Origin of the sequence: Anditalea andensis (assembly GCF_000714815.1) — a bacterium.
Taxonomy (GTDB): Bacteria; Bacteroidota; Bacteroidia; order Cytophagales; family Cyclobacteriaceae; genus Anditalea; species Anditalea andensis.
The window spans coordinates 1-21,379 of the sequence record NZ_JMIH01000014.1 but is presented as its reverse complement, the minus strand read 5'-3'; the positions used below and the strand labels follow the sequence as shown (position 1 = coordinate 21,379).

The 21,379-nt window shown below is 38.0% G+C and carries 19 protein-coding genes; 8 read left to right on the top strand and 11 right to left on the bottom strand.

Annotated elements, in window-relative coordinates:
* Positions 1 to 127: 127 nt before the first annotated feature.
* Together EL17_RS03735 and tamL are read left to right on the top strand one after the other, a co-directional pair.
* Entirely contained in the window at positions 128 to 5,269 is a 5,142-nt protein-coding gene (locus tag EL17_RS03735; RefSeq protein ID WP_035070343.1) for a translocation/assembly module TamB domain-containing protein, read from the top strand.
* Between the two features lie 19 nt (positions 5,270 to 5,288).
* Positions 5,289 to 7,580, top strand: a complete 2,292-nt coding sequence (gene tamL / locus EL17_RS03730; protein ID WP_035070336.1) for a translocation and assembly module lipoprotein TamL — start codon at positions 5,289 to 5,291, stop codon at positions 7,578 to 7,580.
* 56 nt (positions 7,581 to 7,636) lie between these two features.
* On the opposite strand, the gene EL17_RS03725 is transcribed toward tamL, so the two are convergent.
* The gene (locus EL17_RS03725) at positions 7,637 to 7,825 is read right to left on the bottom strand and encodes a hypothetical protein (RefSeq protein ID WP_035070332.1); all 189 of its coding nucleotides are present in this window, start codon (positions 7,823 to 7,825) and stop codon (positions 7,637 to 7,639) included.
* A 60-nt stretch (positions 7,826 to 7,885) separates the two neighbouring features.
* Complete coding sequence (gene dinB / locus EL17_RS03720) at positions 7,886 to 8,974, bottom strand: DNA polymerase IV (protein WP_035070327.1); 1,089 nt, start codon at positions 8,972 to 8,974, stop codon at positions 7,886 to 7,888.
* 266 nt (positions 8,975 to 9,240) lie between these two features.
* Here dinB and EL17_RS03715 point away from each other — a divergent pair, with 266 nt between their 5' ends.
* The 3 genes from EL17_RS03715 to EL17_RS03705 are packed head-to-tail and all read left to right on the top strand — an operon-like array spanning position 9,241 to position 10,459.
* Positions 9,241 to 9,612 (top strand): hypothetical protein, encoded by a 372-nt coding sequence (locus EL17_RS03715; RefSeq protein WP_205623532.1) that lies wholly within the window; start codon positions 9,241 to 9,243, stop codon positions 9,610 to 9,612.
* A complete protein-coding gene (locus tag EL17_RS03710) occupies positions 9,609 to 9,947 on the top strand; it encodes a hypothetical protein (RefSeq protein WP_035070317.1) in 339 nt (112 codons plus the stop codon). The genes EL17_RS03715 and EL17_RS03710 overlap by 4 nt, the downstream gene beginning before the upstream one ends.
* 29 nt (positions 9,948 to 9,976) lie before the next feature.
* The gene (locus tag EL17_RS03705; protein ID WP_035070312.1) at positions 9,977 to 10,459 is read left to right on the top strand and encodes a copper resistance protein NlpE N-terminal domain-containing protein; all 483 of its coding nucleotides are present in this window, start codon (positions 9,977 to 9,979) and stop codon (positions 10,457 to 10,459) included.
* Positions 10,460 to 10,536: 77 nt separating this feature from the next.
* On the opposite strand, the gene EL17_RS03700 is transcribed toward EL17_RS03705, so the two are convergent.
* Positions 10,537 to 11,766, bottom strand: a complete 1,230-nt coding sequence (locus tag EL17_RS03700; RefSeq protein ID WP_035070309.1) for an anthranilate synthase component I family protein — start codon at positions 11,764 to 11,766, stop codon at positions 10,537 to 10,539.
* Positions 11,767 to 11,843: 77 nt separating this feature from the next.
* Positions 11,844 to 12,566, bottom strand: coding sequence for a YceI family protein (locus tag EL17_RS03695; RefSeq protein WP_035070306.1), 723 nt, complete (start codon positions 12,564 to 12,566; stop codon positions 11,844 to 11,846).
* Between the two features lie 145 nt (positions 12,567 to 12,711).
* Between EL17_RS03695 and EL17_RS03690 the strand changes: the two genes are divergently transcribed.
* The gene (locus EL17_RS03690; RefSeq protein WP_035072005.1) at positions 12,712 to 13,254 is read left to right on the top strand and encodes a gamma carbonic anhydrase family protein; all 543 of its coding nucleotides are present in this window, start codon (positions 12,712 to 12,714) and stop codon (positions 13,252 to 13,254) included.
* A 193-nt stretch (positions 13,255 to 13,447) separates the two neighbouring features.
* Here the strand turns inward: EL17_RS03690 and xseB are convergent, their stop codons facing one another.
* From xseB to serA, 7 genes are all read right to left on the bottom strand, one after another.
* Positions 13,448 to 13,639, bottom strand: coding sequence for an exodeoxyribonuclease VII small subunit (xseB, locus tag EL17_RS03685; RefSeq protein ID WP_035070303.1), 192 nt, complete (start codon positions 13,637 to 13,639; stop codon positions 13,448 to 13,450).
* Positions 13,629 to 14,939: an exodeoxyribonuclease VII large subunit gene (xseA, locus tag EL17_RS03680; protein ID WP_035070300.1), complete on the bottom strand. Its 1,311-nt coding sequence runs from the start codon at positions 14,937 to 14,939 to the stop codon at positions 13,629 to 13,631. The genes xseB and xseA overlap by 11 nt, the downstream gene beginning before the upstream one ends.
* A gap of 141 nt (positions 14,940 to 15,080) precedes the next feature.
* Positions 15,081 to 15,548 carry a Spy/CpxP family protein refolding chaperone gene (locus EL17_RS03675; protein WP_035070297.1) on the bottom strand — a complete coding sequence of 156 codons (468 nt, stop codon included), beginning with the start codon at positions 15,546 to 15,548 and terminating at the stop codon, positions 15,081 to 15,083.
* Between the two features lie 103 nt (positions 15,549 to 15,651).
* A complete protein-coding gene (locus tag EL17_RS03670; RefSeq protein WP_035070295.1) occupies positions 15,652 to 16,032 on the bottom strand; it encodes a hypothetical protein in 381 nt (126 codons plus the stop codon).
* Between the two features lie 173 nt (positions 16,033 to 16,205).
* A complete protein-coding gene (locus EL17_RS03665; RefSeq protein WP_084166110.1) occupies positions 16,206 to 16,754 on the bottom strand; it encodes an RNA polymerase sigma factor in 549 nt (182 codons plus the stop codon).
* 159 nt (positions 16,755 to 16,913) lie between these two features.
* Entirely contained in the window at positions 16,914 to 17,837 is a 924-nt protein-coding gene (locus EL17_RS03660; protein WP_035070292.1) for a universal stress protein, read from the bottom strand.
* A 668-nt stretch (positions 17,838 to 18,505) separates the two neighbouring features.
* The gene (gene serA / locus EL17_RS03655; RefSeq protein WP_035070289.1) at positions 18,506 to 20,398 is read right to left on the bottom strand and encodes a phosphoglycerate dehydrogenase; all 1,893 of its coding nucleotides are present in this window, start codon (positions 20,396 to 20,398) and stop codon (positions 18,506 to 18,508) included.
* 149 nt (positions 20,399 to 20,547) lie between these two features.
* Between serA and EL17_RS03650 the strand changes: the two genes are divergently transcribed.
* The gene (locus tag EL17_RS03650; RefSeq protein WP_035070287.1) at positions 20,548 to 21,045 is read left to right on the top strand and encodes a DUF4920 domain-containing protein; all 498 of its coding nucleotides are present in this window, start codon (positions 20,548 to 20,550) and stop codon (positions 21,043 to 21,045) included.
* A gap of 95 nt (positions 21,046 to 21,140) precedes the next feature.
* Positions 21,141 to 21,344, top strand: a complete 204-nt coding sequence (locus EL17_RS03645) for a hypothetical protein (protein ID WP_035070282.1) — start codon at positions 21,141 to 21,143, stop codon at positions 21,342 to 21,344.
* Positions 21,345 to 21,379 lie beyond the last annotated feature (35 nt).

Here is a 21,379-nt window from a genome sequence, read left to right as displayed (position 1 = left end):
TGGAATGATAATTCTATTTTATTATGTATTGATATACAGTGTTTTATAACTGAGGTGGTAGATGGTTGTAATTTTTGCACTATTATTGATTATGGAGATAATTATTTGATATTTAATAAAGAATACCTTGAGTAAGGGAAAAATAATAACCGTAAAAATTCTAAAAATTTTTGGATGGATCCTGCTGGGCGTTTTCATTCTGATCATAGGTCTTCTATTATTTATAAGAAGTCCTTGGGGACAGGATATTGTGGTCACTCAGGCAACGGGATATTTAGAAGATAAATTGGGTACCAAGGTAGAGGTAGGCCGACTGTATATCACTTTTAGAGGCGATTTATATTTAGAGGATTTATACCTCGAGGATCAGCAAGGTGACACCTTAGTATATTCAAAATCATTGGAAACAGGGGTATCACTATTACCGCTTATCAAATCGGGCTCCATTAATATATCACGGTTTCACTGGGATGGATTCAGAGCCAATGTTTCGCGGGATGAGGTGACTGAGCGGTTTAATTTTGACTATATACTTGATGCATTTCTTACCGAAGACCCTTCTGAAGATCCAGTAGTAGATGATGGTCAAGAAGGAGATATGCCGGAGGTCAGCCTAGGGCCTGTCAGGCTTACTGATTTTCAAGTCAATTACCTGGATGGGGTAATGGGTATTGACACTTATTTTATAATGGGCAGTCTTTCGCTGGATATGGAGAGAATGGATCTTAATGCCATGGATTTTTATATTAATGACTTCACTTTTGAAAACAGTGATCTATATTATCGTCAGACCAAGCCATTTCAAAATTCTGAAGAGGATACCTTGGTAAATGAATCACCTATGCCGGTTCTGATCATTGATAATTTTGCCGTGAATAATGTCAAGGCATTTTATGAATCTTTACCCGATGGCATGTTAGCGGATATTAATCTTGGCCATTTTCTGGTCAACTTACCAGAAGCAGATTTGGAAAGAAATAATATCATGCTAAGGGACATTAGGTTACATGACAGTGATATTGTATTTAAAACCAGTACAGTTGATATACCAGATACTACAGAAGAAGCTGCTGAAGATGTTGAAGAAGTGGTGGGAGAATTCCAATGGCCCGAATGGCTGGTAGAAATAGGTGAGGTGTCCTTGCAAAATAATAATATACTTTATCAGGATGGAGACACATCGCCACGAATGGGGACTTTTAATCCTGAGGCTATCCACATACAGGATTTGAATTTATTGATCAATAATTTTTATTTAAAGGACCAAAGAGCAGGATTGAGGCTCGATGAGTTAAATTTCAGAGATGAAAGTGGTTTTGTTCTTGATGAATTCACCTTTAAACTGGCGGTTTCCGAAGAACAGTTTACTATAGAAGATCTTTTGATACAGACTCCCAGAAGTTTTCTGGAAGGGAATATAGCACTGCAGTATAGTTCCATACAGCAATTGATAGATGACATGGAACATGCGCAATTTGCGATGAATATTCCGCGAATGGAGATTCATTTGGATGAAGCCTATCTCTTTGCCCCTGAGCTGCGGTCAAACGAATATTTCAGGGAAGCTGCGCGGTTTCCATTAAGCGGTCAGGTAGCAGTATCTGGAGACTTTTCGGCTATAGACATACCGACATTTAGAATAAACTGGGCAAGAGATACCCGTCTTTTGGCTAGCGGAAGTGTGCGCAATCCTATGGATGTGGATAATATATTTTTAAATTTTGATAATATTCTATTTGAATCAAGCCGGAGCGAGCTAAATGGTTTTGTAGATGAAGAAGCAATGGGCGTGAGCATACCTGAATCCATACGTTTGGAAAGCACTGTCACCGGAAGCCTACAAGATATACAGGCAGACGCCGCACTTATTATTCCGGAAGGAAGGGTAATTATTGCCGGTAGCTTTAAAGACACAGATCAGATAGCTTTTAATGCTGTGCTGGATGTAATAGATCTGGACCTTGGTGAAATACTGCAAAATCCAGAAATCGGAGTGATTAGCTTTACTTTGACCTCGCAGGGGGAGGGTAGTACGATAAATGATTTAAATGCTATCCTATCATCAGATTTTAGGGCATTAGAACTATATGGTGAAAACTATGCAGGACTTTCTATAGAGGGGGAAATGCAGGATGGCCGTGGCGATCTGGCAGTAACATTGGACAATGAACATTTGGATTTTGACCTAACGGGATGGGCGATTCTGGATTCTGTTTATACCCAGGCTGAGATAATATTGGACCTTCGAGGTGCAGATCTTTTTGAGTTAGGGGCTACATCTGATGTTTTGAGAACCAGTGGTTTAATGACCCTGACTTTTGAGGGTAATTTAGACAATTATAACGTAACAGCACGATTGGAAAATGCTAATGTTCTTCAAGATAGACGTATATTTCAGCTGGGAGAATTCGGTATCACTGCCAGAATAATGGATGATTCTACCCGGGTAGATATTAATAGTGAGATATTACGTGGGCATCTGAGGTCTAACGGCAGTCCGGAAGAACTTCTCGCAGGTATACAAAGACAGTTTAATACCTACCTCTCAAATGAAGATTTCCAAACATCCATAGATACCATTTCTCTTCCTATTCAGATGGACATGCAGCTATCTGTGCAGCAGACTCCTATTTTGAATGAAGTTTTTTTAGAAGGATTGGAGCAGATGGATTCGATCGCCATATCGGTTGATTTTAATGAATATGAAAGCCGTTTCATAGCCAATATAGCATTGCCTTATTTACTCTATAGTGATATAGAGATAGATAGCCTTAATTTCACAGCTCAGGGAGAAGGGAATGAATTGACATTTAATTTTGGTCTAGCTTCATTGGAAACAGGTCCTGTATCTATGGGAAGGACTTTCTTTGATGGAGAAGTAAGAGGGGATAGACTTTTTATAGACTTTAATTCATTTGATGAAGAGGAAAGGTTAGTACACTTATCAGCAGACATAGGGTATGGAGGGGATACTGTTTCCATTCACCTAGATCCTGAAAATTTAGTTTTTAACCGTTTGCAGTGGAATATACCTCAGGATAATGAAATTATATATGCCGATCAGTTTCTGAATTTCCAAAATTTTATCTGGACCAGAGAAGGACAGGAATTGGCCATACGTACAGATATGTCTGAATACCAAAATGACCACTTAGGAGTAACATTTCAAAATTTTGAACTCAGCACATTTCTAACGCTTTTAAATCCTGACGAGCCTTTGGCCGCAGGTGTATTACAGGGCGCCCTAGTGATTGAAAATCCATTTGGAGGTACCGGTATTATAGCTGATATCAGTATAGATAATCTGGAAGCCATGGAGGTACCTTTAGGCAATCTTGCTTTAAATGCCCAATCTGTGGGAGATGATCAATATGATTTTAATTTAGCATTAAAAGATGGAGGCATTGATATGGACCTAATAGGAGATTATCGTGCACATCCAGATGGTGCCAGGCTTAATCTTAATCTGGATCTGAATGAACTGCAGATGGCGGTATTGACAGGGCTCTCTGGGGACCAGCTTAGAGATGGGGAGGGAAGTTTGTCCGGTTCCATTAGTGTACAGGGTACCACAGCCGACCCTAGTTATGAAGGGAATTTTCAATTTAATGAAGCCGCTTTTACTGTAGCCGAATTAAACAATAGATTTAGGTTGTCCAATGAAGTGTTAAGGGTTGATAACAGCGGTTTTTACCTGAATAAGTTTACAGTCTATGATGAATCCGGGGACCCTTTTATTCTGAATGGGGAGGTTCTGACGGACGACCTCACAAACCCTACCTTCGACCTCAACCTTACTGCGACAAATTTTCAACTCATAAATTCTACTGAAGATGATAATGAGCTATTTTATGGTACTGCTGCCATAAATGCGAATATAGATATCAGAGGGGATTTAAATCTACCGGATGTAAGTGGTACTTTGCGGGTGAGAGATGGGACAAATCTTACATTTATAGTTCCTGAAACGCAGCTGGATCTGGTAGAAAGGGATGGTACGGTTATATTTATAAACAAAACCAATCCTGATGATGTGATGACGCGCCCACTTCAAGAGCCTGCGTCTGGATTTGGTGGGGTAAGGCTTAGGTCTATACTGGAAATTGATAGGAATGCTGTATTTAATGTCATCGTAGATGAAAGAAGTGGTGACAATCTTCGTATTGCAGGTGAGGCTAATCTAAGTTTTGATATGGATCCAAATGGGAGGATGTATCTTTCTGGTTCCTATGAAGTGAAAGAAGGCCATTATGAAATGAGCCTTTATCAATTGGTCAATAGAAGGTTTGAAATAGATGAGGGATCTAGGATTACCTGGTCCGGCGATCCAATGGATGCTATACTGGATATAAGCGCTATTTACAGAATACGGACCTCATCATCCGAACTGATGTCTACCCAACTTAGCGGCACCGATGCAGAGACCCGTAATAGGTATAGACAAGAACTTCCATTCTTAGTATATCTGGATGTACAGGGAGAGCTATTGAGACCTGAAATCGGTTTTAGGCTGGACATGCCAGAGGATCAAAGAGGTGCTATAGGGGGGAATGTATATACCCGCGTACAGCAGGTAAACCAGCAGACGGACGAACTTAACCGTCAAGTCTTCTCATTGCTTGTACTCAATAGGTTCTTTCCAGATACAGGAGGAGATGGAACTGGCGGCGGAGCTTCTGCTATGGCACGATCAAGTGTAAGTCAGGTATTGTCAGGACAATTAAATTCTTTGGCAGGGAATGTATTGGGAGGTACGGGAGTAGAACTTGATTTTGACCTTGATAGCTATACAGATTACCAGACAGGTGCTCCCCAGGACAGGACACAGTTAAATGTTAGTGCTAGGAAAAGCCTGATGAATGAAAGGCTGGTAGTACAGGTAGGGAGTCAAATGGATATAGAGGGTAGTTCTCATAATCAGGAGCAAGCAGGGGCTGTACTGGGTAATGTGAGTGTAGAATATCTGCTTACTTCTAACGGAAGGTATAGACTCAGAGGATTTAGGAGAAACCAATTTGAAAGTATCGTGGACGGACAGCTCATCGTCACCGGAATGTCACTGATATTTAATCGTGAATTTAATAGATTAAGGGAACTATGGACCGGCCGGGATGAGACCGCTGATGAGGATGCTGTGAATCCTATTTCAGAAATCGAAGAGAAGCAACGAGAAGAGGAAGAAAAGAAAGAAGAACAAAGAAGGCAAGAAGAAAGACTGAAGGAAGAACAAAGGCAGGAAGAACAAGAAGAAAATCCAAGCAACCGTTAATCAGTGAAAATAAAATTAAATGAAAAAAATATATACGCTTATATATTCAGTATCGATTTTTTGCCTGCTTAACCAAAGCTGTAGTGTAAAAAAGTATATACCAGAAGGAGAATATCTCTATACCGGAGCCGATCTAAAACTTGTGGAGGAAGGTGATGTCAAAGATAAAAACCAGATTGAAGGAAGGTTGGAATCGCTCCTTCCTAGTGCAAACAGTGCTATTCTAGGAATGAGATTAGGTGTCTGGGCACATTATAAAGGGAGCAAAGAAGGTGCAGGCTGGATCAATAGATTTCTAAAAAGGCAGCTTGGGGAGGAGCCTATTTATCTCAGTGATGTCAATCCCATTAGAACAGAGGAGCTTCTGATGAACAGAATGGAGAACATGGGATACTTTTATGGAAGGACTGATTCAGATGTTAAAAGGCAAGGTAAATTTGCATCTATTGATTTTACCGCTTGGTTGCCGTCTCCCTATGTCATGGAAAACATCACCATAGAGCGGGATTCCCTTAAAATAGAACAAGCCATAAGAGGAGTACTGGAGGGAACGCAATTAAAGAAAGGGGATAGGTTTGACCTCCAAAAGTTAAATGCTGAACGGATTAGAATCGATGATGAATTAAAACTTATGGGTTATTATAATTTTAACTCAGATTTTTTGATTTTTGAAGCGGATACCAGTAAATATGAAGATAGAAGGTTTGATCTATATCTGAGGTATAAAGATGAAACCCCAGACAGGGCGCTATTACCTTATAGGATTCGTGATATTAGAGTATTTCCAAATTATTCGGTTTCTGAATCTGCCGCACTGCTCGATACTACAGAGGTCAATGGCATTAGTTTTATCCAAGGAGTAAAGGTATTTAGACCTGAATTGCTCGAAGAATATATATTATTTGAAGAAGGGCAAAGGTACAGTTCTCAGACTGCAAGACTTACCCGTAACCGCCTCAGCTCAATAGGGAATTATAGGTATGTAAATGTAAGGTTTACTGAACAGGATACATCTTTGATAGAAGGGGAAGGTGTACTGGATGCAGATATCTATTTATCTCCGCTTAACCGGCGCTCTGTAAGAGCTGAAATACAGGGGTTATCTAAGAGTAATAATTTTGCTGGTCCGGGGATACTATTATCATTGAGAAACAGAAACCTTTGGCTCGGTGGCGAAACATTGAATATATCTGCGAATGCTGCATATGAAACGCAGATAGCCAGCGGAGATAGAACAGGTTTGAATTCTATAGAGTTAGGATTGAAAGCAGATTTGATTTTCCCACGTGTGATTTTTCCTATTCCTATAAGTGAAAGATTTGCCTACGCTATACCCAAGACAAAAATCTCAGTGGGTGCAGAATACCTCAATAGGGTAGACCTTTACCGTTTAGTATCCTATAATGCGGCATATGGATATTTTTGGAATCAAAACAGGTTTGTATACCATGAAATAAATCCAATCAACCTGACCTTCGTCAGAATGTCCAATGCCTCTCCTCAGTTTGAAGACATCCTGGATAGTAACCCTTTTCTAAGAAGGAGCTTTGAGCAGCAATTTATAGCCGGAATCAACTATACTTTCAATTATAACCAGATGGTAGATGCATTCAGGACCCACAGTATATTTGTAGGCACCACAGTAGATCTAGCAGGCAATGCATTAAATCTTCTAAGCCGAACATTCAGTGATGATCCCAGTACTTTTTTTGGATTGGATTATGCCCAATATGCCAGGGCTGATGTTGATTTTAGATATTACCTCAGATTAAACCAAAACAATATCATTGCTACCAGACTATTTGGAGGATGGGGCATACCTTATGGCAATTCAGTCTCTCTTCCTTTTGTGAAGCAGTATTTTTCAGGTGGACCTAATAGCGTGCGAGCATTTAGAATCAGATCTCTGGGGCCTGGAACCTATAGGCCTGCCCAGTTTGATATAGGGTCATTTTTTGATCAGGCGGGCGATATAAGACTAGAGGGGAACATAGAATACCGCTTTCCTATAGTTTCTGTATTAAAGGGAGCCGTATTTCTTGATGCAGGTAATATTTGGTTGGCCAATGAAAACGAAGCTTTACCAGGGGGGAAATTTACCTCTGATTGGCACAAAGAATTAGGTATAGGTACCGGGTTTGGGCTAAGGGTGGATATTGATTTCTTTGTTATCAGATTTGATTTTGCCACACCGGTGAGAAGACCCTATATGCCTGAAAATGAAAGATGGGGAAATACATTTGATATAAGAAGCAGAGACTGGAGGAGAGAAAATCTTATATTTAACTTTGCTATTGGCTATCCATTCTAAAAAAAGCGGCTATCTATATGACAGCCGCTTTAAAATAAAAAGTTTTATTTCCTCAATCATGCATCCACATTAGCCTTTGCTTGGGATAAGGTATATAGGTAATATACCATAGCGGGTGTCACCAATCCAAAAACGAGAAGATTTCCGATTCCTTTTACTTTGCTCATCGCTATAGTAGAACCTATTATAGTAAGGGGCACACCATATTTAATTCCAAAGTCAAAATATTTTTGTCCAAGTTTCATATTATAGTTTTTTTTAGTTCAAATAGGATCAATATAAACCATAATCTATGCCAAGCCTTGCTAGAAATTTTTATATTCAATTTTCAGCTGTTTATTTTCTTCTGGCATATTAGGGGGATTATTTAAATTGGAAATCCCTACTCCAAGCAGCCGTACAGGAAATATTACCGGAGCTTGATCTAATAAAGTCTCGACTATTTCTAGAAGTTGCTCAACCCTTATTGTCTGATCATAACTTTTACTTCTTGTCTGCACAGTAAAATCATTGTATTTAATTTTAAGTGTAAGTGTGCGACCTTCTACTTTAGTACGCGCTATTCTAAGCTTTAATTCGTCAACTATTTTAATTAATGCTTCCAATAGATTCTTTCTGTCTTTTAGGTCATGGTCAAAGGTATTTTCTGCACTTAAGGATTTTCTAATTCTATTTGGTTTTACCTCACTCATGTGTATACCCCGGACAATATTGTAATAATGGATGCCTGTTTTACCAAATTGCTTCGTAAGAAATTGTAAAGAAAATTGTTTCAGGTCAAGTCCATTATAGATACCAAACCGTTTCATTTTTTCAGCAGTTTTTTCTCCTATTCCGAAAAATTTCTCAATGGGAAGTTTCTCTAGAAAGGCTTCAGCTTTGGAGGGGTGGATGACGGCCTGGCCGTTTGGTTTGTTTAAATCTGAGGCTATCTTGGCCAAGAATTTATTGTAACTGATACCTGCGGAGGCATTTAGGCCTACCTCTTCTTTAATCCTTCTTCTTATATCCTGAGCTATTATGGTGGCAGATGGGTTACCGACTTTGTTTATAGTAACATCTAAAAAAGCTTCATCCAGAGATAGCGGCTCTACCAAATCGGTATAATCAAAAAATATAGCTCTTATTTGTTGAGAAATTTCTTTGTACCGATCAAATCGGGGTTTTATAAATATTAACTCCGGGCATTTAAGTGCAGCTAATTTGCTGGACATGGCAGACCTTACCCCGAAGCGACGTGCTTCGTAACTGGCAGCGGCGACTACCCCTCTTTCTTTGTTTCCTCCTACCGCCAGTGCTTTTCCTTTTAGTTCAGGGTTATCCAACTGCTCTACAGATGCATAAAATGCATCCATGTCTATATGGATTATTTTTCTGATGTGATTATCATTCATTTAAACACTCCTCTATTGGCTGAAGCTACCGTTTCTTTATTCATTTTTTTGAATTTGACCTTTCAAGGCAGTTAAAGTTAATACAGCATTTAAATTAAGCATTATTTTGGTTTCTACATCCTATAAAAAAGACATGTATAGGGAAATCAAATTATCTTAGTTCTTTTTTTTATTTAATAAAAACCTAGTATATTTCAATCTAATATATCCAATAGGGGTATTTGGTCAAAATAAATCTTTTAAACAAAACAAAAATAAATTATACTTTGTTAATAAAACCTATGGACAGTCAACAGGAAATCAATCAGCATCTAGTAAGAATCGTAGACCTAATGGGAGGTGTAAAAGCCCAAGTAAAAGGTATGTCATACCAGGATTTTGAAGGTAATGAGCAGATAAAGGAAACTGTGTACGAGTATCTTCAGGAAATAGGTCAGGCAGCCGATGAGATAACAAGAATTAATAATTTTCCGGAAGATTTAGATGTTTTATCCAATTTGGCCAATTTTAAGGTAGCCACCTATAATCAGGTTACAGAAACCAATCACCAGATGGTATTCGGTATTATCGAAAATGATTTGGATGAAATGATAGATATAATTACAGATCACCCCTTATACCAAAACAGATTGTCATGATCGAACCCAGCATTAATTTTACAGCGAGTTTCAATGATCCTTCTCTAACTGAACAGGTTAGATCTGTATTTACTTTTGAAAAAAGGGATCTACCGTTTCTGATTGATGTTAATATAGACATAAAAAGAATCATTAGTGAAAACCGGTCCAAAATTGGGCTTACAGTTAAAATCAATATGATACACAATGATTTTAGAGTAGATGTAATCTCAGAATCTTTTTCTATGGCCTGTCTTCAGGCTCGTGAGATTATCAACATTAAGTTGAGTAAGGAATTGCGTTTTAAGGAATTTATAAATTTCGCTTCTATGTCTACTCATCAACCTGAACTTTAATTTTAATTATTAATTAAATAATAAATGATATGAAAAGTACAATAGTATTTCTTTTAAGTATATTGATTTTTACAGCATGTGGTAATCAAGGGGAGGGAGAAGGAAATGTGATTCAAGAAGTGGGTCAGGATATCAGCAGTAGGGTGGCTAATGAATACCTGGTTTTTGAAGGTGAAATACCATGTGTAGATTGTGATAGGATAGAAGTAGAGCTTTGGCTAGAAAAAGACAGTGTTCAGGAGACATCAGAGTATTGGATCAGAACCGTCCACCGTGGTACCCATACCGGTGATATAGAAGATGAGGTAGAAGGTGTGTATACTAAACTGGTTGGGTATAGAGAGGACCCTACTGCTACAGTTTACCAACTTAATCCTGGCACGAACGAGCCCCGTTATTTTTTGCTTAATGAAAATGAAGGTACTTTAAGCATGCTTGGACCTGATAGAAGAATGATGGAGGAGGATGATGATGAAAGATATGATTATAACCTCCGTTTAAAGCGTAATTGATGAGATTGTATTACAGTTGAAAGTATAAAATAATTAAAAGAAAGCTTCAGGATTATTCCCGAGGCTTTCTTTTTTTTTTAGGCATTTAAAACTTCTAAAATTGACCGAACCTTTAGCAAGCATTCTTCATATTCCTGCTCTGGCACCGAATCAAAGGTAATAGCACTACCTACTGCAAACATTATCTTAGAAGAACTGAAATCTATAAAAATGCTTCTGATGATGACATTAAAATCAAAATTACCGTCTTTGTCCAGATATCCAACAGTACCAGAAAACCACCCCCTTTTAAAATTTTCATAATGATCAATCAGTTCCATGCTTTTGATTTTTGGAGCTCCTGTCATACTGCCCATTGGAAAAGTGTTTTGGAAAACCTCTTCTATTGTGCAATTTTCATTTAAGACAGCGCTAATGGTACTTATCATTTGATGGACATGTCTGAATGAATATATCCCAAAGAGCTCCTCTACAGACACACTTCCTGTACTACTGATTTTGCTAAGATCATTACGCATAAGGTCGACAATCATGAGGTTTTCAGATCTTTCTTTTTCGCTGTTTAGGAGAGAATTCTTATATTTTTGATCCTCTAGAGGCGTGCTACCCCTCCTTATAGTTCCTTTTATGGGTTGTGCTATAATTTTACTTTTTTGCCTTTTTATAAACCTTTCGGGAGAAGCGCAGACCAATACTTGATCATTGGCTTTAAAATATGCCGAAAAGGGCATAGGAGAGGCTTCCATGAGTTTTAAAAACAGGGAGGTAGGTGCTATTTCTTTTATATCTGATTCAAAAGCTATACAATAATTTAATTCATAGACATCACCTTCTATAATTCGCTGCTTGATTTGATCGACATTTTGCAGGTATTGCTCTTTATTGGTTAATGCTTTAATTTCATCTAAAAGGATGGGATGGGTTGGCAATGGAGTGTGAAGTATTTCTTGGTATAGGATGTCAGCGGAGGGGTGATCGATAATCAATACATCATCTGATATACTTATTTTGATTTCGGGTAAAAAAAATAGTTGATCAGGATGATTTATTATTGACTTATTGTTACTCCCTAGATCTTCTATCCGATTTTTAAAGTCATAAGAAATGATGCCTACTACTTCTTTGCCACTGCTAGGTATATCATGTAGCAATATGGATTGATTTCCGGCCATCAGCTGGTCCTGAAAACCACTATAAGGATAGTGGATGTTATTGTCTGTAAAGTAGGCTACATAGGTGTATCGGTTCTCAGCCCATTTGATTAGCTTTTGCCGTAAAAATTGTTCTAAAGGTACCTTAAGCTTCATGGTACAAAAATAGCATTTAAAACAAAAGGAGGAGCCATTTAAAGCTCCTCCTTATGTAATTAAAATAAGAAAATCAATTAATTGGCTTGAATTTCAAATCCTACATTTACAGTATTGTAGATGAACTGATCTCTGGCCTTATCAGCTGCACTACTTTCGTCACCATAAGAAACTTTCCATTGGGTCCTGTCGATGTTAAAACCAGCTTTAGCGGCGATAGTTCCGTTATTATTGGTAATTGTCGCAGGGAATTTTATGTTTTTGCTGTTTCCTCTCATGGTCAGATTTCCGCTGATCCAGTGGGTAGGGTTAGCTACCATCTGCTGTGAAGATGAAGTAGGAGTATTGTCGGATTGGAATTCTTCGGTGTCTTCCACTGTATCACCACTTTGGTAAGTTTCTATATTTGTAATTTCAAAAGTGGCTTCTGGATGATTTTGGGTGTCAAAGAAATCAGCCGACTGCAAGTGTCCGTATAATTTGTCATAGTTTTCTTTGTCATCTTTAAGATCTTCGATATCCAAAGCAGTTAAATCCATAACAAACCTGCCGCCAGTTATATTTTCGCCATCTACAGTTAGTTCACCTGATTTAACAGCAATAGTACCGTAGTGTTTGCCTGCTGGTTTATATCCAGTCCAAGTAACTTTACTTGCATTAGGATTAACGCTTAGCGTTTCACCTGATCCTGCTGATACTTCCTGAGCTTCTGTGGTTTCTACTGTACTGCCTTGATTATCGCACGATGCGAGCATGAAACCTGCGGCAATTGCCAATCCGGTAAATCTTAAGAATTTCATAATTTTCGATTTTTGGTTAAATACTTAATTGATGTATATACATGTAATACAAAAGTGCATATTAAAGTTCACATTTCCATATAAAAAAATTAGTTTTGGTGAAGAAATATTTAAAGTACTTTTATATATAGTTTTAAACCATAATATGGCATTTATAATTAAAGTTAGAGATAAATCACCTTTGCTAGGTATTAATTGTTGGCTTGCGCAAAACGCAACTGTAGTGGGAGATGTGATAATGGGCAATAACTGTACAGTGTGGTTCAATGCTGTAATACGAGGAGATGTCCATGAAATAAGGATCGGTAATGATACCAATATACAAGACGGTGCAGTGATTCACTGTACCTATAAACAAGCTGGGACCTATATAGGAAATAGAGTGTCCATAGCACATAATGCCATTGTCCATGGCTGTACCATACATGATGATGTGCTTATAGGTATGGGGGCTATAGTTATGGATGGTGCCATAGTACACAGCGGTGCAGTCATAGCTGCAGGTGCTGTCGTTCTGGCCAATACTATAGTGGAAGCCGACAGTATATATGCCGGCATGCCTGCACGGAAAGTGAAAGCTACCGGAGAAAATATGAAAGCTGTAATTAAACGTACTGCTGAAAACTACCCAAAGTATGCTGGGTGGTTTGATGAACAAGAAAAGAACCAAAAAGATGAATCACTTTAACTAACGAAATTGATGGCCAGTCTTTTAGGTATAAAGGATCTATATTTTTTCAATTTAAAAAAGGGTTCAGAATTAACTGAAGCCTTTTTTAAAATAATTAAATAGTCAAATTAATTTGGAAGGTTGGCCGTATATGAGAATGGATTTTGAGTGAAGGTGGGCTATGACTATATCTCGTAAAGTAGGTTACTCATTATTCTTCACCAAATGCTTTGAGAATATCATCTTCTGTCATTTTTAACCTTAGCTTACAGTATTGTACCAGCTCGCTGGCTTCTTTTACGAGTGCAGATAGTTCATCTATGCTTTTGTTTTCGTCTTCTAAATGATGGACGATTTCCTCTATTCTGGCGAGTGCTGTGTCGTAAGTCAAGTTATCTTTCATTTTTTTCTATGGATACTATATGGCTTTCTATTATTTGGTTTAGTGTATAGGTGATCATTTTGTCACCTGCCTCTGCAGGTCTTGTGATGATGGGTGTCCCGTCTATTTCTGACCGGGTATACCCTCTTTTTAAAAAGAAGTGCGGGTTCAGTCGGTTTATGTCTTTTTCAAGGTTAGTGAGCAGGCTGATTTCATTTTTCACCAAGGTCTTACTTTGCCGTTTTACCCTACCTGATAAGTTTTCCAAAGAGGAATAATGCAGCTTGATAAAATTTAAAGATTCTGAATTGATTTTTCTTTGATAATTGACCAAACGGTCACTGGATTGAAACAGTTTGTTTTTAAATAAACTGATCAATAAATGTTCTATATCCCTAATGGCTTTATGTTCCTTCTGAAGCAGATAGCTTACTGATCTTTCTATACGCTTGAGGTGCAGGTTCAGTTTGTCTTCAAAATCCCTAAATCCCGAGAGGATGAATTCTGCCACTGCAGTAGGTGTCTTTACTTTGGTATGGGCCACCAGATCTGCTATACATTCGTCACGTTCATGTCCGATCCCTGTGATTACGGGTAATCTAAATTGTGCTATGGCCTTTCCCAGTTCATAATCATCATAACAATCCATATCCAGCTGTGCTCCACCTCCTCTGATGATGGCTACTAGTTGGAATGGGGTAGGGGACTGGGCGATTTGGGCTAATGCGTGAAGTATGGAATCTACGGCTTCATTTCCCTGCATTACTGCGGGAAAAAGCTGCCAGTTGACGGCATAATTTAATTTATTATTTTTTAATTGATCTATAAAATCGCCAAAACCTGCAGCGGTGGAGGAGCTTATTATCGCCACATTCTGCGGAACAGTGGGGAGGGGGTATTGTTTGTTCATATCCATCAGGCCTGCTTTGGTCAGCTTTTCGATCACTTCTTGCTTTTTTCTGGCCCTTTCTCCGATAGTAAAATTAGGATCGATTTCCTGAATATTCAGACTGAGCCCGTATATCTCATGAAACTGTATGTTGACCATGGCCAGAACTTTCATGCCATTCTGAAGTGATTGTCCAGTCATCGATTGAAACCTGTTGGCAATGCTCCTATACGAATAGGCCCAAATATTTGCCCTTATTTTAGCAGATATATAGTTTCCGGTCTTTTCTACAAGCTCAAGATAAGCATGGCCTTTGGGAGAACCCTTTAAATCACTTATTTCCGCTACCACCCAGTAGGTAGGAGAAAGCTGCTCGTTTAAAGTGGCTTTAATTTTATTGTTGAGCTCTAAAAGCGTCAGATGTTGCTGCATTTGTGCAAATTAATAAAAAATTGAATTGAACAGTGATTTAAGTGCATTCTTAAGTAGGCTAAAACAGAAAAAGAAGCAATTCTAAAATGAATGCTCCTTTTTTAAATATCGTTAAACCTTAATTGTACTTTTAATCATATATCAATTACTGTGCCTTCGATCTCTTGAATCACCTTGCATTCGGTATAGCTGTCGGGTAAAATCCCTATTTACTCCTCCGAGCTGTAGAGCCTGGGAAGGTGTGATCACTTCTATGATCTCTTTCATAAAGGTTTTTTCTATGTCAAGGAGGTTTTGTTGGATATCGAGTTTTCTATTGATTAATTCTGTAGCATTTTTCTCGGTAATTTCTTTGACATCCATTCTGTTTATTTTTGACATTTCCCGCATGAGTTCACGGCGTTTTTGCATGTTTTGGTTGTAAAGGGGCCAGAATTTTTCTGCCTGTCCTGGAGTGAGGCTCAGTCTATTGGTGATAAATGCTATGCGTGCTGACTCCAGTTTTTCTTTGTCAATGGAAGTGCCCTGCTGCCGGATGGAAGTTTGCCTCTGCTGAGCCATCGTAGCGGTACTGAGGGTCAGCGCTAATATGATAAGTAAATTTTTCATCTTTCTATATTTTAGTCATAGGTTAAATGGATTCCCGCATACAGTCTTGACATACATATATTCGGTGGTTTTTGCCCTCTCCATTTTACGGTTTCTTTCGTGATTAAAACCAGAAATCATCATCCATTGGATCAGGTTCTGACATATATGCCACATACTCGATTTCTATCATCTTGTCTAGAATTTCATTGGGGTCATCACTTAGTAATAGTACGTCCTCTGCCTGCCAAATTTCGCTGCTAATATATAATTCCACTTCATCTTCTATATCAGGGTCATACACTTGATAGTCAGCTTCATTGACCCAAGGCTGCTGAAGCAAAAACATAAATGACAAGCCTACCAGGAGAATAGCCGCAATAGCGGCCCTGAATATATAAACCTGCCGTATCTGAGTTTTTCTACGATCGATGACTTTCTTCGGGAGCGTGTCGAAATAACCTTCTGGTTCTTTGAATATATGACTGTTTGGTATGTTTTTCATCCGTTTATATTTTTATCCAAGGTCTTGATTTGTGCCTCGCCAGTGTGGGGATAGAATCTCCCATAGTTCCCCTTTGATAGTTATCTGGGTAATCAGGCCAATCCTCTGTGCACCGCTATTGTTATGCTCGATTTAATAGATTCTTTATTTAGACAAGACTAATGCTCCAAGGTTTATTCCGCGGTTAATTCTATTTCTAATTTTTTCACTGCATGATGATAACTTGCCTTCAATGCACCTATAGATGTTTCGGTGATAGCGGACATTTCCTCATAACTGAGGTCTTCAAAATATTTAAGATTAAACACCAGCCGTTGCTTTTCTGGAAGCCTGAGTATAGCCTTATGTAGTTTTCTTTCTATTTCGGTACCTGATATATCCGGAGAAGTATCTATGTAATTAGCCATGACTTCCTGATGGTCTTCCACGGGGAAGAAATATCTTTTTTTCTTTTTCTCTAGAAAATTCAGACTTTCATTCGTTGCTATTCTGTACAGCCATGTAAAAAGGGATGAATTTCCCTGGAATTTTAAAATATTGTTGCAGGCTTTGATAAACGTGTTTTGGGTGATATCATCGGCGTCTTCATGAATGATCACCATCTTTCTTACCACTCCATAGACCTTTCTCTGATAAGTTTCTATTAATAGACGAAATCCTTTTTCTTTGGTAAGGGGATTTGCTATCAAGTCTAAAATTTCAAGGTCAGTCAGGCTATTCATGTACTGTTTAGACAATAGGACTTGGCTTAAGTTTAAAACCTACAAAAAAATATCGAATAAGCGTAAGTTTTTATATTTGATACAAAAATTATAATACATATAAAGAGTAGTGAGCCTGTTTTTACGAGAATAGAAATTTTTTAAAAATGGGCTATGTGGTTAGATTTCAAGAATGTAATCCAAAAGACCAGCATTTTTTCCTTTGGGCCTTGTCACCAAAAGCGGAAACTTATCATTTAATTGAATTAATCTTTCAGCCATGCTGCCTATAAACAGGGCAGTGGCAGCTGTCCTTCCTTTGGCTCCTATGATGATGCCGTCTGCTGAGATCTCTATGGCCTTTTGTATGATATCTTCTACCGGATCTTCATCATCATCTTTGGTGTAAATGGGGATGATATCAAATCCTTTGGTATCTATTTTTCTAATAAATTTTTTATAATTTATTTCAGCATGGGTTTTCATGATCGCAGTAAACTCCTCATAGCTTTTACCTGTAAAGTGATAGCCAGAGGGCACAGTAAAAACATTCTGGCAAATAATTTCTACATTACGGCCATTTTTTTCAGCTATTAATATAGCTTCTTCCATGGCATCCTTTGAATAATCCGAAAAGTCGCTGGGAACCAGTATACGGTCTATTTTAGGTACGCTTTTTTCTGGGACGATCAACAAAGAACAGCTTGCTCTCCGAGCCAGCCGCTGGGTCACCACACCCGTTCCGATCATAGTCACTTTCCTGCCTACAATGATCATGTCAGCAGATTTTTCATGGGCCAACTTGAGTATCTTCTTAGAAAGCTGACCTTCTTTTACTACTAAGGCACAATTTGTATCCAGGCTTTTGTCAAAGTGATTGTCAATGATTTTTTTCATTTCACCTTTTCTTTCATCGATCATGCTGTCGATCAGATTGGGGAATTCTTTAAGCACATCCTTGGGGATGTTAAGGTTACGAATGACATTTGTAAAATAAATTTTGTCTGTCTGATTAGTCTTTGCTACGAAGGAAGCGAATTTGACCAAAGTTTCATCCATTTCGGACAGGTCAAGACAAACAATCATTTTTTTAATCTGGTACATGCTTACAGTTGTATGAACGTGCAAAAATAAATTTAAAATTATATAAATTCTTATAAATGGAAATATAATTTTGGATAGGTTAAATGTTTATACATATTTCAGATTTATATTTTGAATTTAAAATTTTATTGATAAAATATTTTAATGAAAATATTTTATCAATAAAATCATCTTTTATTAAGGAAGGTTTTATACACAAATTGTTCTATAATAGTGCGTTTCCACAGAAGATGAAATGTTTAACTAGAATAATTTAAAAAAAGCCTTTGCTTCTAAGATAAAACTTTAGAAAATCTTATTCGTATATTTGTAAAGAGTTCGGGCCTCCGACATGTTCAAACTTCACAATTAACAAAAATGCCGAGTGAAGCCTTTTATCAAAACCAGGCCTCATCCCATTCCGGTTTACCGTTAGGGACCTCGTTTCTTCGGAAGCAGGATAACAGTGGAAGGTTGCGAAATTCGGGCAGCTCAAATCTTGTCAAGTAAAGAGGTTTGTAACACTCTAGGCCCGGACTCTCTTTTTTAAAGCTAAATCTTCATTTCTTTTCTTAACCAGTTTTACATTTTATAAGCTGATCACCTATGTCTAATTAATACTATTGGATATAGGTGTACCAGTCATAACTGCCCTTTGGGTAGCAGCGATGACTGGTAATGTTCCCTCATTAATACAAAACTCTAAACCTTATCGTGCCTTCTATTCCTTTCATGGCATCTATCACTTCGTTTGAATATTTTTTATTGATATCTGTAATGACATATCCGATATTTTCATTTGTCTTTAAATACTGACCCACTATATTAATTTCATAAGAAGCTAGGATCTGGTTGATCTTAGCCAGTATTCCTGGCTCATTGTGGTGGATATGAATGAGCCGATGTGCATTTTGAAGGAAAGGCAGTTGTATATTGGGGAAATTCACACTGTTATACGTGTTGCCCGTATTGATATATTCCATTATTTTTCCAGGTACGAAACGTGCTATATTCTGCTGTGCCTCTAATGTGCTGCCCCCTATGTGGGGAGATAGTATGGTATTGGGCAGGCCTATAAGTTCTGAGGCAAAGGGCTCGTCATTGTTTTTTGGTTCCTCAGGAAATACGTCTATTGCTGTTCCTGATATTTTACCCTCCAATATTGCATCTCTTAGAGCAGCCACATCCACTACATGGCCTCTGCTTAGGTTAAGTAATATAGCTCCCGGCTTCATCAGATCTATATGCTTTTTATCTATCAGATTCCCATTTTCTTTTCTGCCGTCTACATGTAAGGAAATGATGTCACAGTTTTGAAGTAATGCTTCTAAAGAATCCACTTTTGTGGCATTGCCCAAAGCCAGTTTCTCTATAATATCATAATAGTAGACATCGAGTCCCATGTTTTCTGCCAGGACGGATAGCTGTGTGCCTATATTGCCGTAACCTATGATTCCTAGTTTTTTTCCTCTTATCTCGAAGCTTCCAGAAGCAGATTTGTCCCAGATGCCCTGATGCATTTTTATAGACTTGTCATGAAGGCCTCTCATCAGGAATATGATCTGGGCAATGGCCATCTCCACTACAGACCGTGTATTACTAAAGGGGGCATTGAAGACTGCTATTCCTTTCTTTTGACAGGTTTCCAGATCTATTTGATTGGTGCCTATACAAAATGCTCCGATTGCGATCAGGCGATTGGCGTTCTCTAGAACCTTTGTAGTGACTTGGGTTTTGGACCTTATCCCCAGCACTGATACCTTAGATATCTTTTCTGCCAGCTCCTCTTCAGACATAGCTGAGGTCATGATTTCTACGTTATAACCTTCATTTTTCATTAACTCCACCGCTATGGGGTGAACGTTTTCTAGTAGTAGTACATTAATTCTACTTTTTGGGTAGGAATATTTTTTGTTCATCTTATTGACATAAAGTATCTCATCCAGACTGGGCGCGATATGGTCTGCTTTGGCTGATACCGCTGGACGGTTGATGTTCTCTGTAAAAGCGTAAAATTTATTTGCTAGTCCTGAAGCTTTAATTTCATAATCGGTATAGCCGTCACCGATTACATAAATATCCCCTTCCAGATTCAGCTTTTTGATGGTTTCGGATTTCCCATTGTTTTTTGAGAGTAGATTGGTTCTGTCAAAATCAATGATGTTTCCGGTTTCATCGTATATGAATTCATTGGCAAATACATTTTCTTTGTTTATCCCAAATTCTTCTACAATAGGGACTATGAAATCCTTAAATCCGTTTGATATGATGTATATGTTTTCCGAATTTTCATGAAAAAACTCTTGATTGCGGTAAAAGGATTTGGATACTTTGGTCTTTAATACTTCCACCAATTCCTGAATCTGTGGTTTTTTGGCTTCCAGTATAGATATCCTTTGTTCTAAACTGTCTCTAAAAGTGAGCTTTCCTTCCATGCCAAGATCAGTTATCTCTTTTATGGCATGCAACTTTCGATCACGGTCGGCAGACCCTTCTAAGCTTATTTCACCCAGGATATCCAGGGCCTCTACTTGAGTAAACGTACTGTCAAAATCAATGATGAATTTTTTAGCAATAGACATTAGGTATATTATTATTAAGGTTTGTATCGTAAATTTAAGGATATATTAAAAAATACATGCCTTAATTAGTGATTTTACTTTTATTTTTTTTGCTTCCAATTCTAAAAGTAATCTTTAATTTTGTGTCTATCATTACTAAATATGAATTTATGAAAAAAGGCATTTATATTTTAATAGGAACTGCGCTATGGTTGTCCTCCTGTACTGGTGGCAGTAAAAATACTGATGCAGTTATTTCCGAAACGGCTTCTACTACAGGCCATTATGGAGAGTTTGTTTCTGTAGACCGGGCTGTGACTGTTTCTGAAATGTTTACTACTTTACAGCAGACCGGTTCTTTTGATGGAAAAGTAAAAGGGGAAATCAGTGAAGTATGTAAATCTAAAGGCTGCTGGATGACGCTGGAATTGCCTGATGGAAATAAAATGCGGGTAACTTTTAAAGATTACAGCTTTTTTGTACCTACCCAATCCTCTGGATATATGGCCGTAATAGAAGGGAAAGCTGCCAGAACCATTACTGATGTAGAGACCCTCCGCCATTTTGCTGAAGATGAAGGATTACCCTCCGCTGAAATCCAAAAAATCAATTCGCCCAAAGAAGAATATACCTTTGAGGCAGAAGGTGTTTTGATTCAGGAAATCTAAAAGTCCGCTAGATGATGAACATTTAAAAAAAAAATCAGTTAATCAGGAAAATGCCTAAATGATAAGATCAAACGAACTTTTAAATATACTTTAAGATGGCAATGGCTTTGGATAATTTGAGGGTAGGTAGGGTGTACCGTCTGGTAAATATGGGTGAAGAAAGAATTATAGAAATTATGGCCCGGTTAAGTGGTGAGAACTTTAAAGTAAAAGATCTGTCGACTTTAGAACTATATGAAATCGAAGAATTACTTAGGTGGGGAATCGGAAAGGATTATGACCTTGACGAAGTGAGGTGAACGAAGATCAAAAATTCTAAAAAGGGAGCATGGAT

Coding starts and splice junctions, on each gene's coding strand:
- tamL (WP_035070336.1), top strand. CDS start 5,289: ATGAAAAAAATATATACGCTTATATATTCAGTATCGATTTTTTGCCTG.
- EL17_RS03725 (WP_035070332.1), bottom strand. CDS start 7,825: ATGAAACTTGGACAAAAATATTTTGACTTTGGAATTAAATATGGTGTG.
- dinB (WP_035070327.1), bottom strand. CDS start 8,974: ATGAATGATAATCACATCAGAAAAATAATCCATATAGACATGGATGCA.
- EL17_RS03710 (WP_035070317.1), top strand. CDS start 9,609: ATGATCGAACCCAGCATTAATTTTACAGCGAGTTTCAATGATCCTTCT.
- EL17_RS03705 (WP_035070312.1), top strand. CDS start 9,977: ATGAAAAGTACAATAGTATTTCTTTTAAGTATATTGATTTTTACAGCA.
- EL17_RS03700 (WP_035070309.1), bottom strand. CDS start 11,766: ATGAAGCTTAAGGTACCTTTAGAACAATTTTTACGGCAAAAGCTAATC.
- EL17_RS03695 (WP_035070306.1), bottom strand. CDS start 12,566: ATGAAATTCTTAAGATTTACCGGATTGGCAATTGCCGCAGGTTTCATG.
- EL17_RS03690 (WP_035072005.1), top strand. CDS start 12,712: ATGGCATTTATAATTAAAGTTAGAGATAAATCACCTTTGCTAGGTATT.
- xseB (WP_035070303.1), bottom strand. CDS start 13,639: ATGAAAGATAACTTGACTTACGACACAGCACTCGCCAGAATAGAGGAA.
- xseA (WP_035070300.1), bottom strand. CDS start 14,939: ATGCAGCAACATCTGACGCTTTTAGAGCTCAACAATAAAATTAAAGCC.
- EL17_RS03675 (WP_035070297.1), bottom strand. CDS start 15,548: ATGAAAAATTTACTTATCATATTAGCGCTGACCCTCAGTACCGCTACG.
- EL17_RS03670 (WP_035070295.1), bottom strand. CDS start 16,032: ATGAAAAACATACCAAACAGTCATATATTCAAAGAACCAGAAGGTTAT.
- EL17_RS03665 (WP_084166110.1), bottom strand. CDS start 16,754: ATGAATAGCCTGACTGACCTTGAAATTTTAGACTTGATAGCAAATCCC.
- EL17_RS03660 (WP_035070292.1), bottom strand. CDS start 17,837: ATGTACCAGATTAAAAAAATGATTGTTTGTCTTGACCTGTCCGAAATG.
- serA (WP_035070289.1), bottom strand. CDS start 20,398: ATGTCTATTGCTAAAAAATTCATCATTGATTTTGACAGTACGTTTACT.
- EL17_RS03650 (WP_035070287.1), top strand. CDS start 20,548: ATGAAAAAAGGCATTTATATTTTAATAGGAACTGCGCTATGGTTGTCC.
- EL17_RS03645 (WP_035070282.1), top strand. CDS start 21,141: ATGGCAATGGCTTTGGATAATTTGAGGGTAGGTAGGGTGTACCGTCTG.